Source organism: Geothrix sp. 21YS21S-2 (assembly GCF_030846775.1).
Classification (GTDB): Bacteria; Acidobacteriota; Holophagae; order Holophagales; family Holophagaceae; genus Mesoterricola.
The window spans coordinates 2,411,188-2,426,000 of sequence record NZ_CP132910.1; the positions used below are offsets into that span (position 1 = coordinate 2,411,188).

A 14,813-nucleotide genomic window follows, 5' to 3' on the forward strand; every position below is an offset into this window, starting at 1 on the left:
CCCCGTGATCCTCGCCCTCATCTACATGCCCCTGATCGCCGCGGCCATCGTGTGGTTCATGAAGCCGGGCCTGCACCGGGCCCGGGTCCTGCCTGTGGCGGGCGTGCTCCACCTGGCCCTGGTGCTGGTGGCCCTCACCCGCTCCTCCCACCTCCAGCCCGACGCCTGGTTCCGCCTGGACGCCCTGGGCGGATGGATGCTCCTGGTGGTCTCCACGATCTTCACCCTGTGCTCCCTCTACGCCCCGGCCTACCTCGCCCTGCGCATGGAACGCAACTTCGGCGTGTTCGGCGTGGCCATGCTGGGCTTCCTCGGCATGGCCTCGCTGGTGGCCACCTCGCGCCACCCCGGCGTCCTGTGGGTGGGCATGGAGGCCACGGCCCTGTCCACCACCCCGCTGCTCTACTACAACAAGAACAAGCGCAGCCTCGAGGCCACCTGGAAGTACCTCCTGATCTGCTCGGTGGGCATGGCCCTGGCGCTCCTGGGAACCTTCTTCGTGGCCTACGCCGCGCAGCAGGGCGGCCTGGGCGAACCCATCTACATCGACCGGCTCGTGGCCAACGCCGGCGCCATGCCCACCCCCTGGCTCAAGGCCGGGTTCGTGCTCCTGCTGGTGGGCTACGGCACCAAGATGGGCCTGGCCCCCATGCACACCTGGAAGCCCGACGCCTACGGCGAGACCCCGGGCATCGTGGGCACCATCCTGGCCGGGGGCGTCACCACCATGGCCTTCCTCTCGCTGCTGCGCTTCTTCTCGATCATGGCCGCCGCGGGCCTGGGGCTCTTCTGCCGGGAGCTGCTGGTGGGCATGGGGCTCCTGTCCATGGCCTGGGCCTTCGTGTTCATGATCCGCCAGGGGGACCTGCGCAGGCTCCTGGCCTATTCCAGCGTCGAGCACATGGGCATCCTGGCCTTCGGGGTGGGCATCGGCGGCAAGGCCACCCTGTTCGCCCTCTTCCACGTGGCGGCCAACGCCCTGGTGAAGAGCGTGCTCTTCCTGGGCTCGGGCAACATCGTGCGGAGCTTCTCCAGCAAGAGCCTGGCCGACGTGAGCGGGGCCATGCGGCGCCTGCCGGTGTCGGGCTGGTGCTTCCTGCTGGGCTTCCTGGCCATCGTGGGTTCGCCCCCCTTCGCGCCCTTCACCAGCATCTTCGGCATCGCGTCCACCGCCCTGGGCGGTGGGCACCTCATGGCGGGCTCGCTCTTCCTGGCGCTGCTGGCCGCCATCTTCACCGCCATGGGCTCGGTGATCCTGCCCGTGCTTCAGGGCAACCCCAACCCCGCCAGCGTGCGCACCCACTACGAGGACACTTTCGGACTCACCGCGCCCCTGGTCCTGGCGCTGGCCCTGGCGCTGATCCTGGGCACCTGGCTTCCGGGCCCCCTCCAGTCCCTGCTGGCCCGGGCGGCGCTCCTGGTGGAGGGCCAGCCGTGACCAGCGCGCCCATCATCAACGGCACCGCCATCCCCCTTTCCGAGGTGCCCCTCCTTTCCTTCCCGGACTTCCAGGAATTCATCGTGGAGTCCTGCGGCGACAGCCACCGGCTCGTGGCCCTCTCGGTGGGCCCGGACCTGGCGGGCTGCGCGGTGCTGGCCTCCGGGGCCGGCCCGGTGCTCCGGGCGGTGCGCACCACCTTCCCGGCCACGGGATTCCCGTCCATCACGCCCCGCTGCCCCGAGGCCCACCTCTTCGAGCGGGAGATCGCCGAACAGCGCGGCCTGAAGATCTTCGGCCACCCCTGGTTCAAGCCCGTGCGCTACCAGCGCGCCCTGGGCACCCCGAGGGACGCCTGGGACCGCACCGGACCCATCCGGCCCGGCGTGGCCGACTTCTACCGGGTGGAGGGCCGCCAGGTGCACGAGGTGGGCGTCGGCCCCGTCCATGCCGGGGTCATCGAGCCCGGCCACTTCCGCTTCCAGTGCAACGGCGAGACCGTCTTCAACCTCGAGATCGCCCTGGGCTACCAGCACCGCGGCATCGAGCGCACCCTGGCCGGAGGGCCCCACCGCTCCACCCTCAAGCACATGGAGACCGCTGCGGGCGACACCACCATCGGCCACCTGTGGGCCCATTGCCTGGCCGTCGAGGGCCTGCTTGACCTGGAGGTGCCCCTGCGGGCCAACCTCATCCGCGCCGTGGCCCTGGAGCTGGAACGCCTGGCCAACCACACCGGGGACCTGGGCGCCATCGCCGGCGACGTGGGCTTCCTCCCCACCCTCTCCTACTGCGGGCGGTTGCGGGGCGACTGGCTGAACATGACCGCGGTGCTCTGCGGCAGCCGCCTGGGCCGGGACCTGCTGAGGCCCGGGGGCGTGCGCTTCGACGTGGACGCGGCCCGCATCGACGACCTGCGTGGGCGCCTGGAGGCCGCCGCGGGCGACACCGCCAACGCGGTGGACCTGCTCTGGCACACCCCGTCGGTCCTGGCGAGGCTGGAGGGCACCGGGCGGATCGTCCGCGCCCAGGCCAAGAACATCGGCATGGTAGGGCCCGCGGCGAGGGCCTGCGGCCTGGACCGGGACGTGCGCCGCGACCACCCCTTCGGCCCCTACCTGGAGGCGGCCATTCCGGCCGTGAACGAGGACATGGGCGACGTGGCGGCCCGCGCCCGGGTGCGCACCCAGGAGATCCAGGCCAGCGTCGAGTTCCTGCGCTGGGCCCTGGACGTGCTCCGGGCCCTGCCGCCGGGACCGGTCCACGTCGACGCCCCCCGGGCCCTGCCCCCGAACCACCTGGCTCTGGGCATGACCGAGGGCTGGCGCGGGGAGATCGCCCACCTGGCCCTCACGGACGACGACGGCCGGTTCTCCCGCTACAAGATCGTGGACCCCTCCTTCCACAACTGGACCGGACTGGCCCTGGCCCTGCGGGGCGAGGAGATCTCCGACTTTCCCCTGTGCAACAAGAGCTTCAACCTCTCATACTGCGGGTTCGACCTCTGATGCTGAAGATCCTGGCTTCCCGACTGCGGCAAGGGCACCGCACCAACCACTACCCGGACGTCGTCCCGGCCATGCCGGACCGCTTCCGCGGCCTTCCCGAGGTGCCCGAGGGCCCCTGCCCCCCGGACTGCAGGGCCTGCATGGACGCGTGCCCCACCGAGGCCATCAGCGCCGTGCCCGGCCTGGCCATCGACCTGGGCCGGTGCCTGTTCTGCACCGCCTGCACCGACGCCTGCCCCGACAGGAGCCTGCGGTTCACGGACGAGTTCCGCCTGGCCACGCGCGCCCGGGAGGACCTGCTGGTGCGCTCCGGCGCCGGCTACCGGGTGGCCGAGGCCCTGGAGGCCAAGGCCCTGGCCCTCTTCGGCCGCTCCCTCAAGCTCCGCGTGGTGAGCGCGGGCGGCTGCAACGGCTGCGAGGTGGACGTGAACGTCCTGGGCACCATCGGCTGGGACCTGGGCCGCTTCGGCATCCAGGTCGTCGCCAGCCCCCGCCACGCCGACGCCGTGCTCATCTGCGGCCCCGTCACGCGCAACATGGAACTGGCCCTGGCCAAGACCCTCGAGGCCACCCCCGACCCCAAGCTCGTCCTCGCCGTGGGCGCCTGCGCCATCAGCGGCGGCCCCTACCTGGAGCAGGAGGAGCAGCTGTGCGGCGCCGTGGGGGCCGGAATCCACGTGGACCTGTTCATCCCGGGGTGCCCGCCGCATCCGCTTACGATTCTGGATGGGTTGTTGAGGTTGTTGGACCGGGTCTGAACCGGCCCTGGTTTGGATTCACCCCATTCCTTCCTTCGTCCCGGCCCTGCCTGCGCTCCCTGGCGTCCCAGCGGCGCGCGGCCGCGATCGCATAGGCCTCCGAGGGCACCCAGGGGTCGCCGAAGGCCTGGGCGGCCCCATCCGTTCTCGCCCGCGCGACCCGCACGGTGCCGCCGTCCACGGCCACGGCGCAGCCTTCGCCGTCCGAAAAGGGCCTCGGTTCAGTGCGCAAGTTCGGAACACGGGCGATCCAGGATTACCAGCAGGGTCATCAGGAGCGCCCAAAGAAGGTATTAATTTATAGAATTTTTCATCCTGCCGGGGCGCCCCGGCGCCAAGCCCCGGAGGGATATTTATGACTAAACGACTTTAATACAGGCAGATATATAGTCATCCAAAGAAATGAAAGGGAATCGGTTCCCTGGCTGAAACCCGGAACTGATTTGAATCACTTATTGCACGAGAGGTCCATCCATGAAATTTTTATTTAGGTTTTTCATACCCTTCGGGGCCCTTCTGGCCATCGGTTGTGGCGGCGGGGGCCAAGATGGCCCCCGTCCCGCCCAGGCGCCCACCGCGGGGAGCTTCACGGCCACGGGAGACCTCGCCACCCCGCGAGCCCACCACACCGCCACCCTCCTCCCGTCCGGCAAGGTGCTGGTGGCGGGGGGTCTCACCTACGCCGCCGGTCTCGTGCCAACGGCGTCCATGGAAACCTACGATCCCGCCGCCGGCGCCTTCGCCCCCGCCGCGGCCATGGGGACGCCCCGCTACGCCCACACCGCCACCCTGCTGCAGGACGGGAGCGTTCTTCTGGCGGGAGGCATGGGCGGGAGCGCCCTGGCCAGCGCCGAGCGGTACGACCCGGCCTCGGGAACCGTGTCCCCCTGGGGTTCCATGGCCACGCCCCGGAGCAACCACGCCGCCGCCCTCCTCACCGTCGGGCCCGATGCCGGCAAGGTGCTGATCATCGGGGGCGAGGATGCCGCCGGCGCGCCCCTGGCCTCCATGGAGGTGTTCGATCCCGCCGCGGGGACCTTCGCCCCGTGTCCGGCGGCCCTGGCCGGGGGGCGGACACGGCACACGGCCACCGTGCTGGAGGACGGCCGGGTAATCATTGCGGGCGGCCAGGCTTCCGCCGAGGTGGAAGTCTATGATCCGGCCACGCGGACCTTGGCGGTGGCGGGATCCATGCTCCAGGCGCGATCGGCCCATACGGCGACCCTTTTGCCGGGCAGCCGGTTGCTCCTTGCCGGGGGGCATGCGGGCGGCGCCCTGGCCGGGAACGAGGTGTGCGACCTGTCCCAGGCCGCCCCCACCTTCACCGCCGCCCAGGCCATGGGGGTGCCCCGCCGCGACCACACCGCGACCCCCCTTCCCGGTGGCCCGGTCCTGATCACGGGGGGAAGCCCCGCGGCCGGAGGGTCCACCGTCACGGGGCAGGCGGAGCTGTTCGATCCCGCCCGGATGGCGTTCGTTCCCGCGGCCAAACAGGTGGATGGCGTCAGGAACGGCACCGCGACGCTGCTTCCCGGCGGAAAGGTCCTGGTCGTGGGGGGCCTGGATTCACTCCTGGAACCCACAAACGCCGCAGCCCTTTATAAATAACGATTCGGCTATTGGCACACTCCCGTCAAGGCGTCCGGGAAACCGACCTGCTATCCTGGGTTCCCCTTTTCAGAGGTCCGCCTTGTCCCCCAAGCACTTCCGAGTTGGATTGGTCCAGATGGCCTGCGGGCCCGAGCCGGAGGAGAACCTCCGCCGGGCCGCGGCCTTCGTGGTGGAGGCGGCCTCCCGGGGCGCCCAGGTGGTGTGCCTGCCCGAGCTCTTCCAGACCCAATACTTCTGCCAGCGGGAGGACATCGCGCTGTTCGACCTGGCCGAGAGCATCCCGGGGCCGGCCACGGACCTGCTGGGCGAAGTGGCCCGCACGTGCGGCGTGGTGATCCTCGCCTCGCTCTTCGAACGCAGGGCCGCGGGGCTCTACCACAACACCCTGGCGGTGCTGGAGACCGACGGCGCCATCAAGGGCCTCTACCGCAAGATGCACATCCCCGACGACCCGCTCTACTACGAGAAGTTCTATTTCACCCCGGGGGATCTCGGCTTCAAGGCCCACGACACCACCTTCGGCAGGCTGGGGACCCTGGTGTGCTGGGACCAGTGGTATCCCGAGGGGGCCCGGCTCACGGCCATGATGGGGGCGTCCGTCCTCTTCTACCCCACGGCCATCGGCTGGCACCCCGCGGAAAAGGCGGAATACGGCGAATCGCAGTACGACGCCTGGCGCACCATCCAGCGGGGCCACGCCATCGCCAACGGCGTGTTCGTGGCCGGCGTGAACCGGGTCGGCTTCGAGACCGGCAACATCCGCGGGGACGAGGCCCCGGGCCAGGGGCTGGAGTTCTGGGGCGGCTCCTTCCTGGCCGACCCCTTCGGGCGCATCCTCGCCCAGGCCAGCCACGACAAGGAGGAGATCCTCATCGGCGACATCGACCTGGAGCTGCTGGAGACCACCCGGCGCAACTGGCCCTTCCTGCGGGACCGCCGCATCGACGCCTACGGGGACCTGCCCCGAAGGTATCTGGACTGAGGGACTCATGATCCGAATGCCCGCAGAATGGGAGCCCCATGCCGCGACCTGGCTGGCCTGGCCCCACAACCGCATGGACTGGCCCGGCAAGTTCGCCGCCATCCCCTTCGTGTTCGCCGAGATCATCCGCCACCTGGGAAGGCGCGAGCGGGTGGAGATCCTGGTGCGGGACGCGGCGATGGAGGCCCGGGCCCGGGGCGTCCTGGACCGGGCCGGGGCCCTCTCGGACAACGTGCGCTTCCACGCCCTGCCCACCGACCGCATCTGGCTGCGGGACTCCGGGTGCTGCTTCGTCAAGGACGGGGAAGCGCTGGGCGCCGTGAAGTGGCGCTTCAACGCCTGGGCCAAGTACGACAACTTCGAGCTGGACGACAAGGTGGGGACCTTCATGGCCCGCGCCGCGGGCGTGAAGGCCCGGCGCGCCGCGATGGTCCTGGAGGGCGGCAGCATCGACGTGAACGGCCGGGGCACGCTGCTCACCACCGAGGAGTGCCTGCTCAGCAACGTGCAGGAGCGCAACCCGGGGCTGGGCCGCGAAGGCTACGAGAAGGCCTTCGCAGAGCACCTGGGCATCCGCAAGGTGATCTGGCTGGGCGACGGCATCAAGGGCGACGACACCCACGGCCACGTGGACGACCTCTCCCGGTTCGTGGGGGAGCGCACCGTCGTCACGGTGGTGGAGCCCCGGAAGGACGACCCCAACCACGCCCCGCTCCAGGAGAACCTGCGCCGCCTCAGGGCCGCCACGGACCAGGACGGGCGGCCCCTGGAGGTGGTGGAGCTGCCCCTGCCCGGGCCCCTCTCCTACCGCGGCATCCGGCTCCCGGCGAGCTACGGGAACTTCTACGTCGCCAACGGCCTCGTGCTGGTGCCGGTCTTCAACGACCCCAACGACCGGGTCGCGCTGGACCTCATCGCCTCCCTCTTCCCTGACCGGGAGGTGGTGGGCATCTACAGCGGCGACTTCATCTGGGGCTTCGGCGCCATGCACTGCATGACCCAGCAGCAGCCGGCCTGATTGGGCGCCCCGGCCCTTGCCGGGGGGAGTAACATCAAGCAGAACCAGGCACGGATCCATGCACCTGACCAGCATCACGCACCGCAAAGAACTCTTCGAGCTGGCCACCCGCTGGTTCGCGGACTGCCCCCTCCGGGGGGACGGCCGTTTCCTCACGCAGGTGACCACGTACGAGAACCTGATCTCGGCCCCCGTGGTCCGGGACCTGCTCACGGGCATCAAGCAGGCCGTGCACCCCGGGCCCGTGACGCTCACGCGGCTGCGGTCCAAGGACGAGCTGCGGGACGCCATCGTCGCCTCCTGCAGGAACCCGGGCCCCCGCGAGCAGGAGCTCTTCAGCCTCTACCGGAACCATCCCGAGGACTTCTTCCCCGGCACGCCCTCGGACGTGATGCTGGGGCTGCGGGAGGACGGCACCATCCTGGGCATGGCCCGCATCAAGCGGCTGCGGCGCATCGCCGAGAAGTGCTCGCGGCGCGTGGCGGACCGGCTCGCGGGGGCCATCAACGAGCGGGCCCGGCTCCTGGCCCAGCAGCGCGCGGAGACCTACGGCATCCCCCTGAAGGAGCTCCTCTCCTCCAAGCAGGAGATGGCCCAGGACTACGACCAGGCCGAGCGCATCGTGAGCCGCACCTTCCGGGACGGCGTCCTGGTCTTCAAGCCCGAGGACCTGCGCATCGACGACGGCATCGGCCTCAAGTTCGTGGGCACCCCCGGGGAGATGGAGTCCATGGAGGAGGCCATCCGCCGCCACCCCGCCGTGGTGGGCGTCGTGAAGGAGGAGCACCGGGGCCGCTACAACGACATCAACCTCCTGGTGGACCTGAGGGTGCCCGAACCCGGCGTCCTCGTGGACCTGGCCAGGGACTGGGACTGGGCCCGCCACGCCGGCAAGGGGCTCACGCCCGCCGAGCTCGCCGAGGGCTTCCCGGCCTTCGTGGAAGGGGGGGAGCGCAGCTTCCGCGCCGAGGTGATCCTCACCACCCATGCCGACCTGGTGGAGAGCGAGTTCGGCTCCTGCATCCACGAGGCCCGCATCCTGGAGCAGCGCGCGGGCGTCACCTACTCGGGCCGCATCGCGTCCAACGCGTCCTTCCTCATCGAGTACATGCTCATGCTGGCCCTGTCGCCCACGATCGAGGTGGGGGAGCTGCCGGTGAAGATGTGGGGCCGGTACCTGCCCGACGTATACTCCCTGGCCGTTTGGCGACTCTTCGGCATCACCCTGGGCCGGGATCAGATTGATCACCTTGTGCCTTGGGGACTTGCGGACGCGGGCCTGGCCCTGGAGCACCCCCTTTGATTCGACTTTGCCTCCAGTTGTGCTATTGTCTTCAATTCAACCACCTTTCGGGGGGTTCCCATGGGGATCTTTGAGGGCCAGCTACGTGTGGAAAAGGGCGACCGGTTCGCTCTCGTTGCCGCACGTTTTAATGAATTCATCGTGGACCGGTTGATAGGCGGCGCCACGGACTGCATCCTCCGGCACGGGGGAAGCGAGGCCCAGATCGACCTCATCCGGGTTCCGGGGGCCTTCGAGCTGCCCCAGGTGGCCAGGAAGGTTGCCCAGACCGGCAACTACGCCGGCATCGTGGTCCTGGGCGCGGTCATCCGCGGCGGGACGCCCCATTTCGACATGATCGCCAACGAGGTCACCAAGGGCACCGCCCAGGTGGGCCTGGAGGCGGGCATCCCGGTCATCTTCGGCGTGCTCACCACCGATTCGGTGGAGCAGGCCATCGACCGCGCCGGCACCAAGATGGGCAACAAGGGCTGGGAAGCAGCCATGACGCTCCTGGAATCCGTGGATCTCTTCCGCGCCCTTCCGGGACCCAGGAAGGGGACGAAGTAATGGGTGTTCGCAGGCGGGGGCGCGAATACGCCCTCCAGATGCTCTATGCCATGGATCTCACGGACTACCTCCCCGACGAGGTGTTCGCGGGCTTCAACGCCATCCAGGACCTGAACCGGGACGCGTTCTACTACGCCCGGCGCCTGGTTGACGGGGTGCACGGGCACCTGGAGGAGATCGACGCCGTCCTCACCCGCTTCGCCGAGCACTGGAAGATCCACCGCATGGCCGTGGTGGACCGCAACCTCCTGCGCCTCGGGGTCTACGAGCTCATGTTCCTGAAGGAGATACCCTTCCCCATCGTCATCAACGAGGCGCTGGAGATCGTGAAGGAATTCAGCGACCAGGAGGGAACCCAGTTCGTGAACGGGATCCTGGACGCCGCCAGCAAGGAATTCCGGCCCGACGAGACCGGCCTGAAGGGACGCTCCCGCAAGGCCGCCGTCCTCGCGGAAACCCCGGACGAACCCCCGAGCGTCGACTGATGCTCCCCGTGGAGTGCCCATGAGTCCTGCCAAGAAACCCGCTCCCCCCCGCGCCCTCCCCGCCAAGGCTCCCTCCGGAGCCCTCGCCCTGGGCCTGGAGGACATCAAGGCCCTCATCGGCCTGGTGGCCCGGGAACACATCGACGAATTCGAGATGGAGACGGGTGGCGTGAAGTTCCGCATCCGCAAGGGCGGCGCCCCCGCCCCCGTCCCGCCCCCGCCTTCCACGGTTCCCGTCATGCCCCTGGCGGCCATGCCCACCCACACCCTGGTGGCCCCGGCCCAGCCCGCGGCGGAGGAGAAGCCGGAGGATCCCGGCATCCACTTCATCACCAGCCCCATCGTGGGCACCTACTACCGCAGCCCCACGCCCAACGGCCCCAGCTACGTGCAGCCCGGGGACTACGTGAAGCCCGGCCAGACCCTCTGCATCGTCGAGGCCATGAAGCTCATGAACGAGATCGAGTGCGACGTGGCCGGCGAGGTGGTGGCGGTCCTGGTGGAGAACGGCCAGCCTGTGGAGTACGGCGAGCGGCTCTTCGCCGTTCGGGTGCGCTAGCGCCATGAGCCCCGTCAAGCGCGCGACCCCCAACCGCAAGCCCGCCGTCAAGAACGGCGAGCCGCCCTTCCGCAAGATCCTCATCGCCAACCGCGGGGAGATCGCCCTCCGGGTGATCTTCGCCTGCAAGGAACTCGGCATCCAGACGGTGGCCGTGTACTCCGAGGCCGACCGCAACGCCCTGCACGTGCGGTTCGCCGACGAGGACATCTGCATCGGCCCGCCCCCGAGCGGGAAGTCCTACCTGAACATCCCCCAGGTCATCGCGGCCGCCGAAGTCACCGGCGCCGAGGCCATCCACCCGGGCTACGGCTTCCTCAGCGAGAACCCGCACTTCGTGGACGTGTGCCAGGCCTGCGGCATCGTGTTCATCGGCCCCAACGCCGAGATCATCCGCACCATGGGCAACAAGGCCCAGGCCAAGGCCACCATGCTGGCCGCGGGCGTGCCCCTCATGCCCGGCAGCGACGGCATCGTGGAGACGGTGGAGGACGCCCTGGCCTGGGGCGAGAAGATCGGCTACCCCGTCATCGTCAAGGCCAGCGCCGGCGGCGGCGGCCGGGGCATGCGCATCGTCAACTCCCCCGACGAGATGTCGGACATGTACAACACCGCCCGCACCGAGGCCAAGGCCGCCTTCACGGACGACTCGGTGTACATGGAGAAGTACCTCCTGGAGCCCCGCCACATCGAGGTCCAGATTCTCGGCGACCTCTTCGGCAACATCATCCACCTGGGCGAGCGGGAGTGCTCCATCCAGCGCCGGCACCAGAAGCTGATCGAGGAGAGCCCCAGCCCTGCGCTCACGCCCGAGCTGCGCAAGCGCATCCACGACACCGCGGTGCGCGCCGCCAGGGCCGTGGGGTACTTCAACGCCGGCACCATCGAGTTCCTGCTGGACGCGCGGGGCGACTTCTTCTTCATGGAGATGAACACCCGCGTCCAGGTGGAGCACCCCATCACCGAGCTGGTCTCGGGCGTGGACATCGTCAAGGAGCAGATCCGCATCGCCGCGGGCCGCAAGCTCTCCTACGCCCAGGAGGACATCGTCCTGCGGGGCGCGGCCATCGAGTGCCGCATCAACGCCGAGGACCCCTGGAAGTTCACCCCCTGCCCCGGCCGCATCACCGCGCTCCATTTCCCCGGCGGTCCCGGCATCCGCATGGACACCGCCATGCACCAGGACGCGGTCATCCCGCCCTACTACGACTCCATGGTCGCCAAGCTCATCGCCTACGGCAACGACCGCACCGAGGCCCTGGCCCGCATGCGCCGCGCCCTGGACACCATCGTCGTGGAGGGCATCAAGACCACCAGCCCCCTCCACCGCCGCATCATGGACCACCCGGACTTCATCAAGGGCGAGTTCTCCACCAAGTGGCTGGAAGTGTTCCTGGCCCAGCTGGAGAAGGAACGGGCCGAAGAAGCCTGATTTTTAATTTATACAGAACCTTGGAGGTTCTCCTTGCATTCATGGATTGGCGCGCCATAACGTCCATTTTTTATCCATAAAGGAGTACCTCCATGCATCGCATCCTCCTCGGGGCTGCCCTGGCCGCAGGCTTGGCCACCGCCCACGCCACCACCCCCCTCACCCATTGCCTCGTCCACGGCATCTTCAAGCCCGCCCCCGACGCCGTCGGGGAGGGGGCGATCCACCCGCTGCAGCCCCTCCAGCGCCTCGCGTCCCTGGACAAGGGCGCCTTCCGCATCGTGGCCCAGGACTCGGCCGAAGCCTTTGCATTCCCCATGCTGGCCGCCCCCGGCGCCTCCGGCCCCGCGGACCTGGCCGACCTGGGGGAGGACACCTTCATCGCCCCCCTGGACCTGACGGGTACCGGGGTCTCCGACCTCGTCTACGCCCGCAAGGGCGCCCCGGGGTGGAAGGTCCTCACCAACGGGGCCCGCCTCAAGCAGCCCTCCCAGGGCTTCGTGGCCGGCCACTTCGAGAAGGGGGCCGACACCCCGAAATCCGACCTGATACCGGCCGACACCAGCGATCTCTCGGTGGACCAGGATCTCCTGGCCGCCACGGGCGACTTCCTGGGCAACGGCACCGAGCAGCTGGCCTACACCCGCCCCGGCCAGCACCAGATCTGGATCGTCGGCGCCCACGGGGTGACCACCATGAAGGCCGATCTCAAGGGCATCGAACCGGGCGGCCCGGGCGAGAGGAACCACTGGCTGTTCCCCTACAAGGCCACCCGGAAGGCGCAGCGCACCCGCCTGGCCTACTACCGCGCGGGAAACGACCACCTCGTCCGGCTGGTGCCCAAGGGCATGGAGTTCGTCCAGGAGAAGGTCCCCCTCAAAGGGCATTGGGACCGCCTGAACCAGGCCGTGGTCGATTGGCCCCATGCCGCCACCGCTCCATCCTCGTCCTCGTCCTCCACGTCTTCCGAAGGGAAGGAACCCACGGCCAAGTAAGGGAATTGGAATTATTATAACGTAAGAAAAGCAAGGGGCCGCCGTCCGCCAGGACAGCGGCCCCATCCGTTTTATATGTGTATAAACTCTTTTATAATATATATTTAATTCGATTTTTCCACTCAAGTAAATTCGGTCTTGGTCCGATTTGTAGCAATGGGATTCGAGACGTTAAGTCTGGGCAAAAACACTGTCCCCTCGACCCGCCCCGCGGACGCCGTCCCCGGGCCCTCACCCCATCCGGATCCCCCGGGATCCCAGTGCGGCCTGCGCCGCGCGGAGCGCACCATGATCACGACCCTCATCGGCATCGCCACCCTCTTCTCCGCGGGCTCCAGCCTGCCCGCCACCGCCGCGCCCACCCTCTCCGCCCGGGAGATCGCCCCGGCGGGCCAGACCGCCCCGGCGCCGGAACTGGAACAGCGCCGGTGCGGCGGCAGGCGCTGCGCCAGCGTGCCCCGCTGCGGCGGGCGGCGATGTGCCGGCGTGCCCCGCTGCGGCCGGAGATGCGCGAGCGTGCCCCGCTGCGGACATCGCTGCGCCAGCGTGCCCCGCTGCGGCGGGAGGGGCTAGCATGGCCTTCTCCGGCGTCGGCCTGGGCCTCCGCCTCCCCCACCTGGAGGCGGTGGCCCGGGAGGCCCCTGACGTCCCCTTCTGGGAAATCGCCCCGGAGAACGTCATCGGGGACGGCGGCAGGGTGGCCGCCCTGACCCGGACGATCCTGGCCAGGGACCCTGTGATCTCCCACGGCCTCAGCCTCTCGGTGGGCGGCTTCGATCCCTTCGACGACGCCTACCTGGCCGACCTGGCGGGCTTCCTCATCGCCTCGGGGAGCCCCTGGCACTCCGAACACCTGTGCTTCACCTCGGTGGACGGCGCCACCACCCACGAGCTCCTGCCCATGCCCTTCACCCGGGCCTCGGCGCGCCACGCCGCGGCCCGGGCGCGGGAGCTCAAGCCGCGGCTCCCGGTGCCCTTCCTGCTGGAGAACATCACCTACTACGCCGAGCTGGGGCAGGCGGGGATGGACGAGGCGGCCTTCATCGCCGAGGTCCTCGAGGGCGCCGACGCAGGCTGGCTCCTGGACATCAACAACGTCTACGTGAACTCCCTGAACTTCGGCTTCGATCCCTACCGCTGGTTCGAGGGGATGCCCCTGCACCGGGTCGCCCAGATCCACATCGCCGGCCACGACCGCTACGGCGACCTGGTGGTGGACACCCACGGGGCCCCGGTGGCCGATCCGGTCGTGGACCTCATGCGCTTCGTGCTGCCCCGCATCGGCCGGCCCGTGCCCGTGCTGCTGGAGCGGGACAACGACATCCCGCCCCTGGCCGAGCTGCTCGCCGAGCGCGCCGCGCTTCAGGAGGCCTACGACCAGGCCCTGGCCGCCCATGCCTGACGCCGTCCTGGCCCTGCAGCGCAGCCTCGCGGCCCTGGCCCTGGATCCCGACGCCGCCGCCTTCGAGGCCGACCCGGGCGCCTTCGCCGCGGCCCGGGGCCTGCCGGAGGGGGACCAGGCCGCCTTCCGGCGCTACCGCGACCGGCTCCTGTACTACCGGGACGCCGTGCGGGAGGACATCTGCGAACCCGTCGACCAGGACTTCCCCCTCACCCGGACCCTGCTCGAGGGGGCCGGGGCGTGGGGAGCGTGCCGCGCCGGCTTCCTTTCCAGCCGGACCTTCCGGAGCCCCTTCTACCGGGACATCTCCGCCACGTTCCTGGGCTGGCTGGCCACCTCGGCCTGGGGCCGGGACCGGTGGCCCTTCCTCCTGGAACTGGCCCACTTCGAGCTGGTCAGGCAACTGGTGGAGCACCTCCCCGACGCGGCCCCCCCCGCGGGCCTGCGCGCCGTGCCCCGCCCCGGAGACCTCCTGGTGCTGGCGCCCTCCACCCAGGTTCTGGCCTACGCGTACCGCGTCCACGAGGCCACCTGGGAGGCGCCCGCGCCCGAGCCCGGGGCCTGCCGCCTCCTGGCCAGCCGGGACGCGCAAGGCTTCATCCAGTGGCGGGAACTGACGGAGGCCGCGGCCTGCCTCCTGGCGCGGGCCCGGGGCGCCTCCCTGGCGGCCGTGGCGGAGGAGCTCGGGCTGGCGGACCTGCCCGGGCTCCTGTCCTTCCTGGCCGGCCTGCGGGAGGCGGGGGCCGTGCTGGGCTTCAGGGAAGCCTGACCGG

General features: G+C 69.7%; 15 protein-coding genes. All 15 read left to right on the plus strand.

Going from position 1 to position 14,813, the window contains the following annotated elements; translation table 11 throughout:
* The first annotated feature begins 4 nt into the window (after window positions 1-4).
* Entirely contained in the window at window positions 5-1,438 is a 1,434-nt protein-coding gene (locus RAH40_RS10630; protein ID WP_306602091.1) for a proton-conducting transporter membrane subunit, read from the plus strand.
* Window positions 1,435-2,946, plus strand: a complete 1,512-nt coding sequence (locus RAH40_RS10635) for a hydrogenase (RefSeq protein ID WP_306602092.1) — start codon at window positions 1,435-1,437, stop codon at window positions 2,944-2,946. Before RAH40_RS10630 ends, RAH40_RS10635 begins: the two co-directional genes overlap by 4 nt.
* Window positions 2,946-3,704 (plus strand): hydrogenase, encoded by a 759-nt coding sequence (locus RAH40_RS10640; RefSeq protein ID WP_306602093.1) that lies wholly within the window; start codon window positions 2,946-2,948, stop codon window positions 3,702-3,704. The genes RAH40_RS10635 and RAH40_RS10640 overlap by 1 nt, the downstream gene beginning before the upstream one ends.
* Before the next feature lie 474 nt (window positions 3,705-4,178).
* A complete protein-coding gene (locus tag RAH40_RS10645) occupies window positions 4,179-5,312 on the plus strand; it encodes a kelch repeat-containing protein (protein ID WP_306602094.1) in 1,134 nt (377 codons plus the stop codon).
* Between the two features lie 118 nt (window positions 5,313-5,430).
* Window positions 5,431-6,297, plus strand: a complete 867-nt coding sequence (locus RAH40_RS10650) for a carbon-nitrogen hydrolase (protein WP_373432555.1) — start codon at window positions 5,431-5,433, stop codon at window positions 6,295-6,297.
* A 7-nt stretch (window positions 6,298-6,304) separates the two neighbouring features.
* Window positions 6,305-7,315, plus strand: a complete 1,011-nt coding sequence (locus tag RAH40_RS10655) for an agmatine/peptidylarginine deiminase (RefSeq protein ID WP_306602096.1) — start codon at window positions 6,305-6,307, stop codon at window positions 7,313-7,315.
* Window positions 7,316-7,373: 58 nt separating this feature from the next.
* Complete coding sequence (locus tag RAH40_RS10660; protein ID WP_306602097.1) at window positions 7,374-8,618, plus strand: hypothetical protein; 1,245 nt, start codon at window positions 7,374-7,376, stop codon at window positions 8,616-8,618.
* 60 nt (window positions 8,619-8,678) lie between these two features.
* Window positions 8,679-9,167 (plus strand): 6,7-dimethyl-8-ribityllumazine synthase, encoded by a 489-nt coding sequence (ribH, locus tag RAH40_RS10665; RefSeq protein WP_306602098.1) that lies wholly within the window; start codon window positions 8,679-8,681, stop codon window positions 9,165-9,167.
* Entirely contained in the window at window positions 9,167-9,652 is a 486-nt protein-coding gene (gene nusB / locus RAH40_RS10670; RefSeq protein WP_306602099.1) for a transcription antitermination factor NusB, read from the plus strand. The genes ribH and nusB overlap by 1 nt, the downstream gene beginning before the upstream one ends.
* Before the next feature lie 19 nt (window positions 9,653-9,671).
* The gene (gene accB, locus RAH40_RS10675) at window positions 9,672-10,211 is read left to right on the plus strand and encodes an acetyl-CoA carboxylase biotin carboxyl carrier protein (RefSeq protein WP_306602100.1); all 540 of its coding nucleotides are present in this window, start codon (window positions 9,672-9,674) and stop codon (window positions 10,209-10,211) included.
* 4 nt (window positions 10,212-10,215) lie between these two features.
* Window positions 10,216-11,643: an acetyl-CoA carboxylase biotin carboxylase subunit gene (accC, locus tag RAH40_RS10680; RefSeq protein WP_306602101.1), complete on the plus strand. Its 1,428-nt coding sequence runs from the start codon at window positions 10,216-10,218 to the stop codon at window positions 11,641-11,643.
* Between the two features lie 92 nt (window positions 11,644-11,735).
* On the plus strand, window positions 11,736-12,638 hold the full coding sequence (locus RAH40_RS10685; protein WP_306602102.1) for a hypothetical protein: 903 nt from the start codon (window positions 11,736-11,738) through the stop codon (window positions 12,636-12,638).
* A 288-nt stretch (window positions 12,639-12,926) separates the two neighbouring features.
* Complete coding sequence (locus RAH40_RS10690) at window positions 12,927-13,211, plus strand: hypothetical protein (protein ID WP_306602103.1); 285 nt, start codon at window positions 12,927-12,929, stop codon at window positions 13,209-13,211.
* A gap of 1 nt (window position 13,212) precedes the next feature.
* Entirely contained in the window at window positions 13,213-14,040 is an 828-nt protein-coding gene (locus tag RAH40_RS10695; RefSeq protein WP_306602104.1) for a DUF692 domain-containing protein, read from the plus strand.
* Window positions 14,033-14,809, plus strand: coding sequence for a putative DNA-binding domain-containing protein (locus RAH40_RS10700; RefSeq protein ID WP_306602105.1), 777 nt, complete (start codon window positions 14,033-14,035; stop codon window positions 14,807-14,809). Before RAH40_RS10695 ends, RAH40_RS10700 begins: the two co-directional genes overlap by 8 nt.
* Window positions 14,810-14,813: the final 4 nt, after the last annotated feature.

What these genes read in the sequence shown, in the direction of transcription:
- nusB (WP_306602099.1), top strand. Translation starts at nt 9,167, where the DNA reads ATGGGTGTTCGCAGGCGGGGGCGCGAATACGCCCTCCAGATGCTCTAT.
- RAH40_RS10640 (WP_306602093.1), top strand. Translation starts at nt 2,946, where the DNA reads ATGCTGAAGATCCTGGCTTCCCGACTGCGGCAAGGGCACCGCACCAAC.
- RAH40_RS10660 (WP_306602097.1), top strand. Translation starts at nt 7,374, where the DNA reads ATGCACCTGACCAGCATCACGCACCGCAAAGAACTCTTCGAGCTGGCC.
- RAH40_RS10655 (WP_306602096.1), top strand. Translation starts at nt 6,305, where the DNA reads ATGATCCGAATGCCCGCAGAATGGGAGCCCCATGCCGCGACCTGGCTG.
- RAH40_RS10700 (WP_306602105.1), top strand. Translation starts at nt 14,033, where the DNA reads ATGCCTGACGCCGTCCTGGCCCTGCAGCGCAGCCTCGCGGCCCTGGCC.
- accB (WP_306602100.1), top strand. Translation starts at nt 9,672, where the DNA reads ATGAGTCCTGCCAAGAAACCCGCTCCCCCCCGCGCCCTCCCCGCCAAG.
- RAH40_RS10695 (WP_306602104.1), top strand. Translation starts at nt 13,213, where the DNA reads ATGGCCTTCTCCGGCGTCGGCCTGGGCCTCCGCCTCCCCCACCTGGAG.
- accC (WP_306602101.1), top strand. Translation starts at nt 10,216, where the DNA reads ATGAGCCCCGTCAAGCGCGCGACCCCCAACCGCAAGCCCGCCGTCAAG.
- RAH40_RS10685 (WP_306602102.1), top strand. Translation starts at nt 11,736, where the DNA reads ATGCATCGCATCCTCCTCGGGGCTGCCCTGGCCGCAGGCTTGGCCACC.
- RAH40_RS10650 (WP_373432555.1), top strand. Translation starts at nt 5,431, where the DNA reads ATGGCCTGCGGGCCCGAGCCGGAGGAGAACCTCCGCCGGGCCGCGGCC.
- RAH40_RS10645 (WP_306602094.1), top strand. Translation starts at nt 4,179, where the DNA reads ATGAAATTTTTATTTAGGTTTTTCATACCCTTCGGGGCCCTTCTGGCC.
- ribH (WP_306602098.1), top strand. Translation starts at nt 8,679, where the DNA reads ATGGGGATCTTTGAGGGCCAGCTACGTGTGGAAAAGGGCGACCGGTTC.
- RAH40_RS10690 (WP_306602103.1), top strand. Translation starts at nt 12,927, where the DNA reads ATGATCACGACCCTCATCGGCATCGCCACCCTCTTCTCCGCGGGCTCC.